Source organism: Pauljensenia sp. C0254C2 (genome assembly GCF_056583835.1).
Window position 1 is genome coordinate 156450 of record NZ_JBWPJO010000003.1, and the last position, 16076, is coordinate 172525.

11 protein-coding genes are annotated in these 16076 nt (G+C 59.7%); all 11 read left to right on the forward strand.

From position 1 onward, the window contains the following. Nucleotides 1-237: 237 nt before the first annotated feature. Nucleotides 238-1017 carry an SDR family oxidoreductase gene (locus tag AC1DA5_RS03645; RefSeq protein ID WP_480289255.1) on the forward strand — a complete coding sequence of 260 codons (780 nt, stop codon included), beginning with the start codon at nt 238-240 and terminating at the stop codon, nt 1015-1017. Between the two features lie 289 nt (nt 1018-1306). Continuing rightward, the gene (ileS, locus tag AC1DA5_RS03650) at nt 1307-4561 is read left to right on the forward strand and encodes an isoleucine--tRNA ligase (protein WP_480289257.1); all 3255 of its coding nucleotides are present in this window, start codon (nt 1307-1309) and stop codon (nt 4559-4561) included. 16 nt (nt 4562-4577) lie between these two features. Continuing rightward, complete coding sequence (locus AC1DA5_RS03655) at nt 4578-6242, forward strand: bifunctional folylpolyglutamate synthase/dihydrofolate synthase (RefSeq protein ID WP_480289258.1); 1665 nt, start codon at nt 4578-4580, stop codon at nt 6240-6242. A gap of 86 nt (nt 6243-6328) precedes the next feature. Continuing rightward, nucleotides 6329-7321 carry a dihydroxyacetone kinase subunit DhaK gene (gene dhaK / locus AC1DA5_RS03660; protein WP_480289260.1) on the forward strand — a complete coding sequence of 331 codons (993 nt, stop codon included), beginning with the start codon at nt 6329-6331 and terminating at the stop codon, nt 7319-7321. 14 nt (nt 7322-7335) lie between these two features. Further along, entirely contained in the window at nt 7336-7989 is a 654-nt protein-coding gene (gene dhaL / locus AC1DA5_RS03665; RefSeq protein WP_480289262.1) for a dihydroxyacetone kinase subunit DhaL, read from the forward strand. Continuing rightward, nucleotides 7986-8696 carry a dihydroxyacetone kinase phosphoryl donor subunit DhaM gene (dhaM, locus tag AC1DA5_RS03670; RefSeq protein WP_070727199.1) on the forward strand — a complete coding sequence of 237 codons (711 nt, stop codon included), beginning with the start codon at nt 7986-7988 and terminating at the stop codon, nt 8694-8696. Before dhaL ends, dhaM begins: the two co-directional genes overlap by 4 nt. Nucleotides 8697-8775: 79 nt before the next feature. Beyond that, nucleotides 8776-9243 carry a nucleoside-diphosphate kinase gene (gene ndk, locus AC1DA5_RS03675; RefSeq protein ID WP_070727201.1) on the forward strand — a complete coding sequence of 156 codons (468 nt, stop codon included), beginning with the start codon at nt 8776-8778 and terminating at the stop codon, nt 9241-9243. A gap of 26 nt (nt 9244-9269) precedes the next feature. Then, entirely contained in the window at nt 9270-12791 is a 3522-nt protein-coding gene (smc, locus tag AC1DA5_RS03680; RefSeq protein ID WP_480289265.1) for a chromosome segregation protein SMC, read from the forward strand. A 76-nt stretch (nt 12792-12867) separates the two neighbouring features. Continuing rightward, the gene (locus AC1DA5_RS03685) at nt 12868-13236 is read left to right on the forward strand and encodes a hypothetical protein (protein ID WP_480289267.1); all 369 of its coding nucleotides are present in this window, start codon (nt 12868-12870) and stop codon (nt 13234-13236) included. Between the two features lie 18 nt (nt 13237-13254). Beyond that, nucleotides 13255-14409, forward strand: coding sequence for a signal recognition particle-docking protein FtsY (gene ftsY / locus AC1DA5_RS03690; RefSeq protein WP_480289269.1), 1155 nt, complete (start codon nt 13255-13257; stop codon nt 14407-14409). A gap of 66 nt (nt 14410-14475) precedes the next feature. After that, nucleotides 14476-16068 (forward strand): signal recognition particle protein, encoded by a 1593-nt coding sequence (gene ffh / locus AC1DA5_RS03695; protein WP_058236708.1) that lies wholly within the window; start codon nt 14476-14478, stop codon nt 16066-16068. Nucleotides 16069-16076: the final 8 nt, after the last annotated feature.

Consider the following 16076-nt stretch of genomic DNA (forward strand, 5'->3'; position numbering starts at 1 on the left):
CATCGCGATGAAATCAATGAGCAATTGGATGCAGAAGTTAAACGATGACAGGATTCCCAGTTGTGCGACGGAAATATCGGGCTGCTCGTTGAAGATGACAAAGAGCAGGGGAGCCAGGTTGTTGATGACCGCCTAAACAACGTACCCCGTGTAACAGGCGCGCACAGTGGTCCGCTCACTGAATTGACGCGATGCCATCGGACCTCCTTCCGTGTCCGAAGAGACCATAATGGAGTTATGACAACTTCACCATCTGCAGGCCAGCCCACGCGACGCGCGATCGTGACGGGCGCATCCAGTGGCATCGGACAGGAAACAGTTCGCCAGCTTCGTGACCGTAACTGGGAGATCATTGCTGTTGCCAGACGCGGTGATCGTCTGAAAGATCTTGCACACGAATGCGGATGTATTCCATTCGCTGCAGACCTGGTGGATGAAGGCCAGGTTGACGCTCTGGCCAGGTTCGCTGACGAGAAAGGTGCGGTGGATGCCCTCGTCAATTGTGCTGGAGGGGCCAGAGGGGTTGAAACGATCGCTGACGCCGTTGTGGACAAGTGGCAGCACATGTTCGACATCAATGTGAAGACCACGCTGCAACTGACCCGGGCACTGCTGCCACAGATGCGTGAGCGCGGCGGTGACATCGTCTTCCTGACATCGACAGCCGCCCATGACACCTATCCCGGCGGGGGAGGCTATGTGGCCGCCAAACACGCCGAACGTATCATTGCCAATACTCTGCGCATTGAATTAGTAGGCGAGCCGGTACGGATCATTGAGATCGCACCTGGCATGGTCAAAACGGAGGAATTCTCCCTGCGTCGCCTGGAGTCACAGGAAGCCGCCGATTCGGTGTACGAGGGGGTTGCGGAGCCACTGACAGCTGCTGACATTGCAGATGCGATTGTATGGACCCTGACCAGGCCCTCCCATGTCAACATCGATTCGATGATTATTCGTCCGCGCGCCCAAGCCAGCAACACGCTTGTCGCCCGTGAAACAGATGAGTCGAACTAGGGCAAACGCCACATGGACGCGCATGAGCCGTGGGTCTCAAGTCGGCTACTATTGACAGTGACGATGATCCGACCCGGAAGTTCCGGGATATCAGCGGGGAGTCTTCTGGAAGAACGAGGCTTCGGCCTTCAGTAGAACCGGACGGGTGGGCCCGACACAGCCCCAAACGAGTGGTCGCTCGGGGATCCTGATAACGGAGCGCGAGCGTCAAACGGGGTGGTACCGCGGAAGCTGGCGACGCCAGGATCCGTCCCTGTATTGCTACGCAGGAGACGAAACGAGGACCATCATGGCGCAGGGACATTACCCTCTGAACGGGAACACCCATCCAACCGGTAACCCCTCTTTCCCAGATATGGAAGAGGCGACTCTCAAGTACTGGGATGAGCACGATATTTTCGCCAAGTCCGTCAATGAGCGTGCTGCGGGCAATCGCGGCGACAATGAATTCGTCTTCTATGATGGTCCGCCCTTTGCCAACGGCCTGCCACACTACGGCCACCTGTTGACCGGCTACATCAAGGACATCGTCGGCCGCTACCAGACGATGCTGGGGCATCGAGTGGAGCGACGCTTCGGATGGGATACACACGGCCTGCCCGCCGAACTGGAAGCACAGCGCCTGCTCGGTATCGACGACGTCTCCGAAATCACCAAACCAGGCGGACTGGGCATCGAAAAGTTCAACGCTGAATGCCGATCCTCCGTCCTGCGCTACACGGATGAATGGCAGGACTACGTGACGCGCCAGGCACGCTGGGTCGACTTCGACGACGACTACAAGACTCTTGACATCACCTACATGGAATCGGTGCTGTGGGCGTTCAAGACGCTGTATGACAAGGGTTTGGCATATGAGGGATACCGCGTGCTGCCGTACTGCTGGCACGATCGCACCCCGCTGTCGAACCACGAACTGAAGATGGATGACGACGTCTATCAGGACCGCACCGACCAGTCAGTCACCGTCGGCTTACGCATGGAAAGCGGCGAGCTGGCCCTGATCTGGACAACAACCCCGTGGACACTGCCTTCCAATCTCGCCATCACTGTTGGGCCGGACATCGAATACGTTACGGTTGTTCCTCAGGAAGGCGAACTGGCGGGTGAACGCGTCATCATCGCGCATGACTTGCTGGCGTCCTACAGCAAGGAACTGGGCGAAGGTCCGACGATCGAAGCCACCTATCCTGGCTCTGAGCTGGTCGGACGGCGCTATGCACCGATTTTTGACTACTTCGATACCGATGAACGCCGCGCTGAAGGCCAGACGCCCGGACCGAACGCATGGACCATCATCGCTGGCGACTTCGTCACCACTGAGGACGGCACTGGCCTGGTGCACACAGCACCGGCATTTGGTGAAGACGACATGATCGCCTGTCAGGAAGTCGGCATCAGGCCTGTCGTCCCTGTCGATGAGGCAGGATGCTTCACCTCCGAGGTGCCCGACTACGAAGGCGTGCAGGTGTTCGACGCGAACAAACTCGTGCTGGCTCACCTGCGCGAACAATCAGGGCCCATCGCACGTCGCCCTGAAGAGGTGCGTGCGAAGATGGTGCGTCAATCCTCATTCACCCATTCCTACCCACACTGCTGGCGCTGCCGTAAACCGTTGATCTACAAGGCGGTCAGTTCATGGTTCGTCAAGGTCAGTGCTTTCCGTGACCGAATGGTGGAGCTCAACCAGCAGATCACATGGGTACCTGAGCACACCAAGGACGGGATCTTCGGAAACTGGCTGGCCGGCGCCCGCGACTGGTCCATTTCGCGTAACCGCTTCTGGGGTGCGCCGATCCCCGTGTGGGTCTCAGATAATCCGGAATACCCCCGCGTTGACGTCTACGGCTCGATTGCGGACCTCGAAGCTGATTTTGGGGTCGAGGTCACCGATCTGCACCGCCCATTCATCGACACGCTGACGCGACCAAACCCCGACGACCCGACCGGCACATCCACAATGCACCGCATCAGCGATGTGTTCGACTGCTGGTTCGAGTCGGGCTCCATGCCGTACGCCCAGGTGCACTACCCGTTTGAAAACCGCGACTGGTTCGAAAGCCACTACCCGGGCGACTTTATTGTCGAGTACATCGGGCAGACCCGCGGCTGGTTCTACACACTTCATGTTCTGGCCACCGCACTGTTTGACCGGCCCGCATTCACGCACTGCGTCTCCCACGGAATCGTGCTGGGCGACGATGGCCGTAAGATGAGCAAGTCCTTGCGCAACTTCCCGGACGTCAACCGCGTCTTCGATGAGTACGGGTCCGACGCGATGCGGTGGTTCCTCATGAGCTCACCGGTTGTGCGCGGCGGTAACCTCATTGTTCACGAGGGTGGCATCCGCGACACGGTGCGCCAGATCCTGCTTCCCCTGTGGAATGCCTACCACTTCCTCGCCCTGTACGCAGGTGCGTCCGATCATGGCAATGGATATGTGGCTGAGCCGCTGGCCTTGGACGATCCGAAAGTGCTTGGCGGCCTCGACGTCATGGATCGCTACCTGCTGGCACGCACCCAGTCACTGGCTGACGCTGTTCGCACCGCTTTGGATGCGTACGATATCGGCACGGCGTGTTCACTGGTTCAGGATCATATGGATGTTCTGACGAACTGGTATGTGCGCACTCAGCGTCAGCGCTTCTGGGATGAAGATGCGCGCGCATGTGACACATTGTCATCAGCCCTGGTAACCCTGTGCGAGGTTACCGCCCCGTTGTTGCCCCTGCTGACCGAGGAAATCTGGCGGGCACTCACAGGTGGAGAATCGGTCCACTTGCAGGACTGGCCGACAATGCCCGAGGCAGTGCGCAACGACGAACTGGTCGCCGTGATGGATGCAGTGCGTCAGGCCGTATCAGGTGCTCACGCATTGCGCAAGACGCATAATCTGCGCGTGCGCCAGCCTCTGCGTCAGCTTTCCGTCGTCTCGGAGGCGGCGCCCTCCCTTGAACCCTTCGCTTCCCTCATTGCCAGTGAAGTGAACGTCAAGAACGTCACTTTAGTGGATCCGGATCACTCGGGTCTGAAAGTGACGACGCAACTGGCATTGAATCCTCGCGAATTCGCCCCCGAGGTCCGTAAGGTCACCTCCCAGCTTTTCGCAGCCCACAAGCAGGGGCAGTGGGAGCTGGACGAATCAGGTCAGACTGTGACGTTCCCCAACGTCGAGGTGGGCGGGCAGCCCGTTCAACTGGGCGAGGGACAGTTCTCTGTGTCGACTACCGTCGAAGCATCAGAAGGTGAGGTTGCATCCGTTCTGGCTGACGGCACAGTGGTCGTCCTCGACACGGACATCACCGCCGAACTTGCTGCCGAGGGATACGCGCGCGACGTCATCCGCATCGTACAGGATGAGCGCAAGCGAGAGGATCTGAATATTTCAGACCGCATCGACCTGGAGCTGACCGTGCCAGAGGAACACGTGGCGGATGCGGAAACGCATCGAGACATGATCGCGCACGAAACACTGTCGCTGTCCGTTTCCATCGTTCCAGGCGATACGCTGGCAGCGCACGTCAGCGTGCACGCAGATAACTGAAGGAGAACCCTGTTCCATGAGTGACCATCCCGCCTTCTTTGGCTCCGACGAGGAACCCAGCGGCATTCCTGCGGATTTGCTGCCCTACCTTGAGGCTGCAGATGAGCCATCTGAGGCAGACCGTCAGGCCGAACAGGCTCGTCAGGAAGCCGAAGAAGCGGCGGATCGGGCAGACCGGGAGCGAGCCGAGGCATTGCGTGCACTGGTAGAGAATTCGCTCCTGCTCGGACCCGATCCGTCGATCCTGGCTGAAATCGAATCAGATGAGGACGAGGACGGGACACCCTCGAACGAAGAAGATCACGAACGCATGCTCGACGACGCGCAGCAGGCTGCCCAGGAACGCGCGGAAGTGGCACGCATCTACGAATCAATTGTGGCGCGCGCCCCGGAACACAAAGTCCAACCCAGCCTGGAGCGCGTGCGGAGCGTGATGGATATTCTGGGCGATCCCCACACGTCTTACCCGAGCGTGCATATCACGGGCACGAACGGCAAAACGACAACTGCACGCATGATGGATGCCCTGCTGGGAGCGCTGGGCCTGCGCACGGGCCGTTTCACGTCGCCGCACCTGCTGGACGTTCGCGAACGTATCTGCCTGGACGGTGAGCCCATCTCGCACCGGGCCTTCATTGATGCCTACCACGATGTGCAGCCCTATATCGACATGGTTGACCACAGCTCGATTGAGCAGGGTGGCCCGACACTGTCGTTCTTCGAAGTTTTCACTGTCATGGCGTTGGCTGCATTCGCAGACTATCCGGTCGACGCGGCCGTGGTGGAAGTCGGTATGGGAGGCACGTGGGATTCCACCAACGTGGTGGACGGTCAGGTCGGTGTCATTATGCCGATCGACGTTGATCACCAAAAGTGGCTGGGCAACACGGTCACGGACATTGCCCATGAAAAGGCCGGCATCATCAAACCCGGCCAGATCACTGTTGTTGCCCACCAGCATGACGAGGTGCTCGAGATTCTGCGCGAGCGCGCCGACCAGGTGGGTGCGCGCCTCCTGGTGGAGGGCACAGACTTTGAGGTCGTGGCTCGTGAAAGGGCAGTAGGCGGGCAGCTCATGTCACTGCGCACTCCGCATGCGATGTACACCGATATTTTCCTTCCCCTTCATGGCGAACACCAGGCCCACAATGCTGCGGCCGCTTTGACAGGTGTGGAAGCGTTCATCGGTGAGCGCGCATTGGACGCGCAGGTGGTCGAGCAGGCATTCGGTGCAGTGACATCACCGGGCAGGCTGCAGGTCGTGCGACGCTCACCCATGATCATCGTGGATGGAGCCCACAACCCGGCAGGTGCGCGTACCGTTCGCGCCGCCATCGAGGATCTTGGTCTGGCTCACGTGGTTGGTGTCTTCGCCGCGATGTCGGATAAGGACGTGGACACAATGCTGGGCGAAGTTGAACCCGTGATGGACGAGCTGATCGTCACTCAGATGGATTCTGTGCGGGCGATGGAACTGGACGACGTGCAGGCCATTGCTGAGGATGTCTTTGATGACACGAGGGTGAGCCGGATCCCTGACATCGCCGAAGCAATAGCGGAAGCTGCCACCCGTGTGGAAACACGCGCCGAGCCGGGTGAAAATGTGGCCGTCATCGTGTTCGGTTCGATTGTACTGGCAGGGCAGGCCACACAGATCGTCTCCCAGGCTAACGGCCGCTGACTTCCACGAATGTCGCCATTTCCGTGGTCAAAATCCTTGAAGGATGGCACCATGGATGTGAGACCGAATGGTTCAAGGAGGCACTGGTGAAAAAACTGGTCAACGACGTTCATCAAGTAGTTGAGCAGGCTCTGCAAGGCTTCGGTGGCGTGTACTCCGACCTTGTCACCGTCCATACGAATCCAGCCTATATCATTCGCGCACACGCAAAAGATCAGGGGAAGGTTGCCATCGTCTCCGGTGGTGGGTCGGGCCACGAACCATTGCATGCGGGATACGTTGGGAAAGGCATGCTGGATGCCGCTGTGCCCGGTGCCGTGTTCACGTCACCGACACCTGACCCGATCGCGCAGGCAGCACTGGCTGTCGAACGCGGGGCGGGCGTGCTGTTCATCGTCAAGAACTACACGGGCGATGTGCTCAACTTTGAAACCGCTGCCGAACTGGTGCAGATGGACGACATCGACGTTGCCACTGTTACCGTCAATGATGATGTCGCAGTGGAGGACTCGCTCTATACAGCCGGACGACGGGGCGTGGCGGGCACGGTTTTAGTGGAGAAAATCGCTGGCGCAGCAGCCGAACGTGGAGACGATCTGCATACTGTCACCCGCATCGCTCAGCACGTGATCGACAACGTCCGATCGATGGGATTGGCACTGGGGCCCTGCACCGTGCCACATGCAGGACGCCCGTCCTTTGAACTGGGTGACAACGAGATTGAACTGGGGATCGGAATCCACGGCGAACCCGGATATCGGCGCGGCCAGATGGAGACTGCGGACACGCTGACTGAAGAGCTCTACGAAAAGGTTCGCTTTGAATTGGCCCTCGAAGCAGACGAATCCGTGATCGCGCTGGTCAACGGCATGGGTGGAACCCCACTCAGTGAGCTGTACATTGTGTACCGTCACGTGGCCGAATTGCTGCAGCGTGACGGAATTAACATGGCACGCAGCCTGGTGGGTGACTACGTGACGTCACTGGAAATGCCGGGTGTTTCAGTTACCCTATTACGGGCGGACAACGACATCGTGGAGCTTTTCGATGCTCCCGTATGCACGCCGGCCTGGAAATGACATCAGGAGCATAGATGAGTGAGACGCTAAACGAGCAGTGGATCCGCGAATGGATGATGACTGCTGTGCACACGATCGCAGACAACAGAGAATATCTGATTGACCTGGATCGACACATCGGGGATGGCGACCACGGTGAGAATATGGATCGCGGTTTCAGTGCCGTTCGCGACGCGATGGAGTCCGATGACCATGCGCACGAAGCTGCAGCGGCCCTGCTCAAAACAGTTGCGAAGACCCTGATGTCCACGGTTGGCGGAGCTGCCGGCCCACTGTATGGCACAGCGTTCCTGCGCGCATCACAGGCACTGACAGGACAGGAAATCTCCGCCCGGGACGTGGTGGCCATGTTCGACGCAGCATTGGAAGGCATTCAGGCCCGAGGCAAGGCAGAAGAATGCGAAAAGACGATGGTCGATGCGTGGGCACCGGCCGCTCGCGCCGCTCATGATGCTGCCAAAGCGGAGCGCCCGATCTGCGAGATTCTCGAGGCCGCCGCGCGCGCTGCCGAAGAAGGCGTTGAAGCCACGATCGACATGCAGGCCACGAAGGGGCGCGCATCATATCTGGGGCCGCGCTCAGCAGGCCACCGCGATCCTGGAGCCGCCTCCTCAGCGATGATTATCCGAGCTGCGGCTAAGGGCGCAAAGTCGGTGGATAACCGATGAGCTCAAAAGTCGCCCTCGTAATCGTGTCCCACAGTGACCTCCTGGCGAGGGGCGTGCGGGAAGTAGCAGAGCAGATGGCACCCGACGTGCACATCGAATGCGCGGGGGGAATGCAGGACGGCTCGCTGGGCACCTCCTACGACAAGGTTGCCTCTGCGATTACCCGCGCACTCGGAGCAATCGAGACCGGCCATGACGGTGCAGGCGTCGTGTGTCTGACCGACATGGGCTCAGCAGATCTGACCGTGGAATCCGTCCAGGAAATGGAAGACTTCGAGGCGTTGGAACACGCGCATGCTCCACTCGTTGAAGGCACCATTGCTGCTGCGATCAGTGCGCAATCAGGCAGTAGTCGCAGTGAGGTGCGCGCCGCAGCTGAACGGGCTGGCGCTCCTGACACGCCGCGTTCTGCCGCCTCCCCGGTGGGACGCGTCGTGATTCACGAAAACGAAGACACCGCTGACCACGTTGTGACGGCAACTGCGCGAGTGGCCGACCCGGTAGGGCTCCATGCGCGTCCGGCTGCATTGTTGGCTCGCTTAGCTGGCTCATTCGATGCAGAAGTATTCGTCAACGGAGCCGATGCAGGGTCAGCGTTGGAAGTGATGGCGCTGGGAGTGCGTCAGGGTGACATTGTGCAGCTGCGTGCCACAGGACCGCAGGCACAGGAAGCAATAGATGCACTGGTCGACAAGCTCGAAGAGTGACTGCATAATAATGTAGGTCTTTTGACCTAGTGGCCGAAAGGCTGCATGAAGTGCACGATCATCTACGAGGGGGAATGCTATGTCGGCACACGAACGCACAGACGGCTCCCATGAACGCACACTGGTGCTGGTCAAGCCTGATGGATACAGGCGAGGGTTGACAGGCGAAGTGCTGCGACGGATTGAATCAAAGGGATACAAGCTGGTTGGTCTGAAAGTTCAGCAAGCCTCTGAAGAATTGCTTCAGGAACATTACCATGAACACCGCCATCGCCATTTCTACCCTGCATTAATCGAATTCATGTCGTCTGGACCGCTCGTGGCTGCCGTTGTCGAAGGGACACGCGTTGTCGACGGAGTGCGCCGACTAATCGGCTCAACCGACCCGACTGACGCCGAGCCAGGAACAATTCGTGGCGACTTGGGCCGCGCGTGGGGACGCGCAACCGCGGAAAATATCGTGCACGGATCAGATTCGCCGCACTCTGCCCAACGCGAGATTGCCCTGTGGTTCCCGGAGCTTGCCGAAGATGCAATGCACGCTTAACTGCCTTTTTACGTATTCTTAAAGACGTGCACCTGAAAAATTTAACGTTACGAGGCTTTAAATCCTTTGCTTCGGCGACAACGCTGCGTCTAGAACCCGGCATCACGTGTGTAGTCGGCCCGAACGGGTCGGGCAAATCGAACGTCGTCGATGCTCTTGCCTGGGTCATGGGCGAACAAGGTGCCAAAACGTTGCGCGGTGGACAGATGGCGGACATCATCTTCGCCGGAACATCCTCGCGAGCACCGTTGGGGCGTGCTCAAGTTGATCTGACCATCGACAACACCGATCGGGCTCTGCCCATCGACTACTCAGAAGTGACGATCTCGCGCACATTGTTCCGCGGTGGGGGATCAGAATATGCCATCAACGGCACCCCAGCGCGCCTGCTCGATGTTCAGGAACTCCTGTCCGACACGGGTATGGGCAGACAGATGCATGTCATCGTGGGTCAGGGACAACTCGATCAGATCCTCTCGTCAACACCTGAGGAGCGTCGAGGTTTCATCGAAGAGGCCGCCGGTGTTCTCAAGCATCGCCGACGTAAGGAACGCGCCCTGCGCAAGCTTGAGCAAATGGATCGGAATCTGGTGAGGGTCCTCGACCTCACGCAGGAAATCCACCGCCAGCTTGGCCCACTGGCACGCCAGGCTGCAACGGCCCGCCGTGCACAATCGATACAGGCTCGTGTTCGTGACGCAAAGGCACGCCTGATTGCAGATGAGATCGTTGACCTGCGCGACCGCCTGAATGCGCACGACGAATCCGACCAGATGCGTACCCAGAAAACTCAGGAATTGCGTGTTCAAGCGCGCGAGCTGACAGAAAGTATTCAACTTTGTGAACAGCGCGAACGCGAAGCCGATCCGCGTTTGACTGAGGCGAATACCGCTTGGCGTGACCTTACTGCGATCGGGGAGTCCTTGCGCGCAACAGTTCTAATGACCCGCGACAAGATTGCCTCCCTCGAACGTCCACTTGATGCGCCCTCCGGTGACGATCCTGACGAACTGGACAGGCGTGCCGATGAGGCCAGTGCCGAGGACGCTGAGCTTCTGCGCACAGTAGAAGAGTGCCGACGGCGCCTGCAGGAGGCTATCAGTGCTCGTGAGGAGGCGGAGCAGCGTGATGAAGAAGCCCACGGGAGGCTGTCCGGCATCACGCGCCAGATAGCGGATCGACGTGAGAAGATCGCACGTCTGACAGGCGACGTCGAATCTGCGCGCTCACGCCTCGTAGCTGCCGAAGCTGAGGAAAATCGAGCAGAAGAACTGGTGCGCGCCGCGCGCAAACGTCAGGAGGAAGCCGAGAAAGCCCTCCAAAAGACGCCTGCTCCCGATGGCGAGGGTAGCGAAGACACTGCTGCGCGCAACCACTCGCAGGCTTCCGTCAAACGCGATGAAGCCCGAAGTCAGGTTGACGCTTTGGTGGCGCGTGAGCGGGAAGCACGCGCCGAGCGAGCCAGGTGGGAGTCGCGCCGTGACACGTTGGCTGAGCAGCTCGCACCCGACGACGCAACTTCGACATTGGCAGGCCGCTCCGGTGTCCTCGGAACGGTCCCTGAAGCCTTGACCATTGAGCCGGGCTGGGAAGATGCCATTGCCGCAGCACTGTTCCCGCTGGCTGATGCCGCGATCGTCGACGGAACGGCGAACGGAATAGATTGCCTGCGTCACGCCCGCGAACACCAACAAGGACAGATGCGCATGATGCGCGCCGGTGACGGCGACGGCAATAACGAGGTGGAACAGCAGCCACGTGGCCCCCTTCCGTCTGGAGCGCGCTGGGCGCTGGACGTCATCACCCACGCGCACTCGGTTTCGCGCAGCGTCACGAAGCTGCTCGAAAGCGTCGTCGTGTGCCGGGATCTCGACGAAGTGCAGGACCTGCTGGAGCATCCCGGCGTTCGAACAGTGGTTACGTCCAACGGTGATGTTGTCACGGGGGAGTCACTGATCGGATCTGGCCACTCCACTTCCTCGGTGTTGAGTGTGCGCGCTCAGTACGAACAGGCCGTTGAGGGAGCGCGCCACGCCCTCGATGACGAACAGAAGGCCTCTGAACAGCTGGTTCACGCAAATGAGGTACTCGATCAGGCGATCCGCGCTGCCAACGAAGCGCTCAAAGCCTTGCGTGCCCAGGACTCGCAGCGCGCAAAGCTCGCTGAAGCATACGCGCGCGCCCAGTCGGCAGCCAAGGCTGCTCAGGCAGAGACACAAAGGTGCGAGGCGACCGCACGTAAAGTCGCCAAGCATGTTCAATGGGCACGCAGCCAGGTGGATACCGCCGACGAGCGGTTGAGCACCTCCAAAGACATGGAACCGGCTCCCGACGCTGAGCCGGCTCAACAGAGAGCAGGCGAAGCCGCGCGCATAGCCCGCGAAGCTCGCGAACATGAGACGGCCACGCGTCTGGAACTTCGCACCAATGAAGAACGGTCGAGACAAAGCGGAGGAAGGGCTCGAGCTCTCAGGCAGGCAGCAGCGCGCAGCCGTGAGGAGCGCAGCCGATACGCCCAACGTGAGGACCAGCGCCGGCGCAAGCTGCTCATTGCCCAACGCGTTGCCGAACAGGCTCAGTACGGCGTGGACGTTGCCGCTCGAATCGTTGAGCACTGGGAACAGCTGCGCGCCGAAGCTGAATCACTGCGTCAGCAGTCAAGCCATGAGCGCATCGAATTGCGCGCCGCGCTCGATGCCGTGAATGCTGAAATTGCCGAGATCACCGGCCTGGCGCACCAGGACGAAATCGCACGTGCACAGACCATGATGCGCCTGGAACAGGCGACCGCCCGGTCGATGGAGGAACTCAGCCTGGAAGCTGACCAGCTCATCGAAGAATTCGGCCCCCATAACCTCGTGCCGGATTTTTCAGGCGAGGGCGACCCGACTGCCTTTTCGCGCCCCGAACAGGAAAAGGCACTGGCGGCTGCTGAACGTGACCTGGCAAAACTTGGCCGCGTGAACCCGCTGGCTCTGGAGGAACACGAAGCACTGTCCAAGCGCCACGAATTCCTGGTTTCCCAGGTCAATGATCTGAAATCGTCGAAAGCCGATTTGCTGCATATCATTGACGACGTCGATCGCCTGGTCGAAGAAGCATTCACCACCGCGTTTAACGACACGCGCGAACAGTTTGCCCACACCTTCGAGGTCCTTTTCCCCAACGGCGAGGGCAACCTGACGCTGACGGATCCAGATTCGATGCTGACAACGGGCATCGAGATCGAAGCCAGGCCGGCGGGCAAGAAGGTCAAGCGCCTGTCACTGCTGTCCGGCGGAGAACGCTCCCTGGCAGCTCTGGCATTCCTCATCGCCATCTTCAAGGCGCGTCCCTCACCGTTCTATGTCATGGACGAGGTTGAGGCCGCCCTCGACGATGTGAACCTGACGCGATTGCTCAAAATCTTCCGGGAGCTGCAGGAAGAAAGCCAGCTGATTGTTATCACCCACCAGAAACGCACGATGGAAATCGCTGATGCGCTCTACGGCGTGACGATGCGTGACGGGGTCACAACCGTCGTCTCGCAGCGCCTGGCAGATGCTTAGGAGATCACAGATAACAAATTGAGCATGTGCGGCGTTTACTGTGGCTCTCGCTGGCGTCACACATGACAATGAAGACATGTTTGGTTCTGTTGTGGTCATCATGCTGACAACGTTGGTTGTTGTGGCTCTGGCAGGAGGCGTCCTGGCAAGCTTGGCCTTGTCACGCCGAGGCGCCCAATCATGGCAGTCTCTTTGGAAAGACCAGTCGAGACGCTGGGCTGACCCGGCGCGAACAGATGAGGACGCGGATATCGATCCTCAGCTTGTCAGCCTGGACACGATGCTCCGGAGCAATGGGCGAGACGGCTCGGCGTATGTCGATGCGACCGACCTGCCTGGATATGAACGCCTCGAGGATGCAGCAGTACGTGTCGAAGAGGCGGCCACACGCATGGAGGCTGCATCGCGGCGCGGACGCGTGCGTAAAATGCAACTCACGCATTAAATAGGCCATGATAGGACTATGAACACTTTCACCGATTTTGTGACAAGCCCGATCGGTCTGGTATGCCTGTTGATTCTCGTTGCCCTTGTGGGCGTGGGAATCTGGTGGGGCGTACGAGGACGACAGTCCAGCCCCGAACTTGAAGAACGCCGCACACCCACTATTGAGAGCGGTCAGACCACTGCGGCTCCTGACGTTGAGACGCAACCGCGTACCGAAACTCCTGAATCCGTTCCCTCCCGCATGCAGCGTCTGCGCGGACGCCTCGCGCAGTCTGGCGCTATCGGACATGCGCTCCTTTCAGTTCTCTCGCGCGCGCAGCTCAACGCGGCAGACTGGGAAGAGATCGAAGATTCACTTCTGATGGCCGACCTGGGATTGCCGGCCACCGAAGAGCTCATGGAGCGGCTGCGCACCCGCGTCAAGGTTGAAGGACATTCAGATGCCGAGTCAGCCCGCACGATTGTACGCGACGAGCTTCTGGCACTGGTCGACCCGACTATGGATCGTTCCCTGCATTGCGAGCCGCACATTGATGAAAACGGCACCAAGGTCAGTGCGTCGGTGCTGGTGATCGGCGTCAATGGAACAGGTAAGACGACGACGATTGGCAAACTGGCCCGGTTGCTTGTTGCACAGGACAAGACAGTCCTGCTCGGTGCTGCTGATACATTCCGCGCCGCAGCGGCTGACCAGCTGGAGACGTGGGGCAACCGCGTGGGGGTTGACGTGGTCCGATCCGACCGTGAAGGCGCCGATCCCGCATCCGTCGCTTTTGATGCCGTACACCGCGGTGTCGACGACGGCGTTGACGTCGTGATTGTGGACACGGCGGGCCGACTGCAGAACAAGTCAGGTCTGATGGATGAGCTCGGGAAAGTCAAGCGTGTCATGGAACGTGTCAGTCCCGTTGACGAGGTCCTCCTGGTCCTCGATGCGACGACCGGCCAAAACGGTATGCGCCAGGCGGAAATTTTCGCAGAAGTGGCTGGAGTGACAGGAATCGTCCTGACGAAGCTGGATGGCACCGCAAAGGGCGGAATCGTGGTGTCGGTCCAAAGGGAACTCGGAGTTCCTGTCAAGCTGGTGGGGCTGGGAGAGGGCGTCGACGATCTGGCGCCCTTCGATGCCGAGTCATTCATTCAGGCAATTGTGGGACAGCCTGCCACGTAAGCACACGGCGCCGTGGGTGCGCTAGTGTAAGACCATTGCGTCCACATCGGAGAAGGAAGGGATCCAGTGTTCTCCAACCTGTCAGATCGTCTCACTGAGTCGTTCAAACAACTTCGCGGGCACGGTATTCTCAGCGAATCTGACGTTGATGAAACAGTCAGTCAGATCCGACGCGCCCTGATTGACGCTGACGTTGCCCTTCCTGTCGTCCGCGAATTTACCGCCGCAGTGCGTGAACGCGCTTACGGAGCGACCCGCTCACAGGGTCTGAACCCCAGTCAGCAGGTTGTGCGTATCGTGCGCGACCAGCTGGTCGAAACCCTCGGCGGCGAAACGCGTGAACTCCACTTCGCTGACCGGGGGCCGACCGTGTTCATGCTGGCCGGCCTTCAGGGTGCCGGTAAGACAACCCTTGCCGGCAAGCTCGGCAAGTGGCTGACGGAAGAAGGCAAGAAGGTCATGCTGATTGCATCGGACCTTCAGCGCCCAAATGCCGTCCAGCAGCTGCAAGTTCTGGGCGAGCGTGCCGGAGTCAAGGTGTGGGCACCGGAGCCGGGGAACGGAGTCGGTGATCCTGTCTACGTGGCGCGAACCGGCGTCAACTACGCCATCAACAATGGTTTCGACGTGGCAATCGTCGATACCGCTGGGCGCCTCGGTGTTGACCGGGAAATGATGGATCAGGCAATCGCGATTCGTGACGCCGTCAATCCGCACGAAATCATGTTCGTCCTGGACGCAATGGTTGGCCAGGATGCCGTGCAGACATCGACCGCGTTCAGGGATGGCGTCGGCTTTACCGGTGTCGTCTTGTCGAAACTTGACGGCGATGCCCGAGGCGGCGCTGCGCTGTCCGTACGCGGCGTGACCGGTGCGCCGATCCTCTTTGCCTCAACGGGCGAAGGCCTCGACGATTTTGAACGATTCCACGCAGACCGCATGGCCGGCCGAATTCTTGATATGGGTGACGTTCTGACCCTGATCGAGCAGGCCGAAAAGAAGATGGATCAGGAGGAAGCCGAGAAGGTCGCTGAGAAGGCCATGAGTGGCCAGCTCACCCTCGAAGACTTTCTCAACCAGCTCCAGCAGGTCCGCAAACTCGGATCCATGCGCAAGGTTCTCGGAATGATTCCGGGAATGGCGCAGATGAAGGACCAGCTCGCCAACTTCGATGAGTCAGAAGTCAACCGTGTCGAAGCAATCGTCCGTTCCATGACGCCCGCCGAACGCAACGACGTCAAGATTCTCAACGGATCGCGCCGTGCCCGTATTGCCCGCGGTTCAGGTACCACGGTGACGGAAGTCAACGCACTGGTCAAGCGCTTCGAAGCAGCCCGCGAGATGATGGGTCAAATGGGCGCTGCCGGCGGCTTCCCCGGAATGGGGAATATGCCGGGACATGGTGGCCGCGCCAAACAGCGTGAAGATGCACGCCGTGCCAAGGCTCAGCGTGCGCGCGTGAAGAAGAAGGCGCGTTCAGGAAACCCAGCCAAGCGTCGCCAGCAGGAACTCGAAGCAATGCTTCCAGCCAGTGAACGCAGGAACAATGCGTCCTCGTCGGGTAGCGCATTCGGCATTGGTCAGGGCCAGGGCGCTGCCCAACGCCCCTCTATGGACCAACTGCCCGAGGATATTCAGCGCATGCTCAACGGATTCTGACGGATATC

Coding starts and splice junctions, on each gene's coding strand:
- AC1DA5_RS03645 (WP_480289255.1), top strand. CDS start 238: ATGACAACTTCACCATCTGCAGGCCAGCCCACGCGACGCGCGATCGTG.
- ileS (WP_480289257.1), top strand. CDS start 1,307: ATGGCGCAGGGACATTACCCTCTGAACGGGAACACCCATCCAACCGGT.
- AC1DA5_RS03655 (WP_480289258.1), top strand. CDS start 4,578: ATGAGTGACCATCCCGCCTTCTTTGGCTCCGACGAGGAACCCAGCGGC.
- dhaL (WP_480289262.1), top strand. CDS start 7,336: ATGAGTGAGACGCTAAACGAGCAGTGGATCCGCGAATGGATGATGACT.
- dhaM (WP_070727199.1), top strand. CDS start 7,986: ATGAGCTCAAAAGTCGCCCTCGTAATCGTGTCCCACAGTGACCTCCTG.
- ndk (WP_070727201.1), top strand. CDS start 8,776: ATGTCGGCACACGAACGCACAGACGGCTCCCATGAACGCACACTGGTG.
- AC1DA5_RS03685 (WP_480289267.1), top strand. CDS start 12,868: ATGTTTGGTTCTGTTGTGGTCATCATGCTGACAACGTTGGTTGTTGTG.
- ftsY (WP_480289269.1), top strand. CDS start 13,255: ATGAACACTTTCACCGATTTTGTGACAAGCCCGATCGGTCTGGTATGC.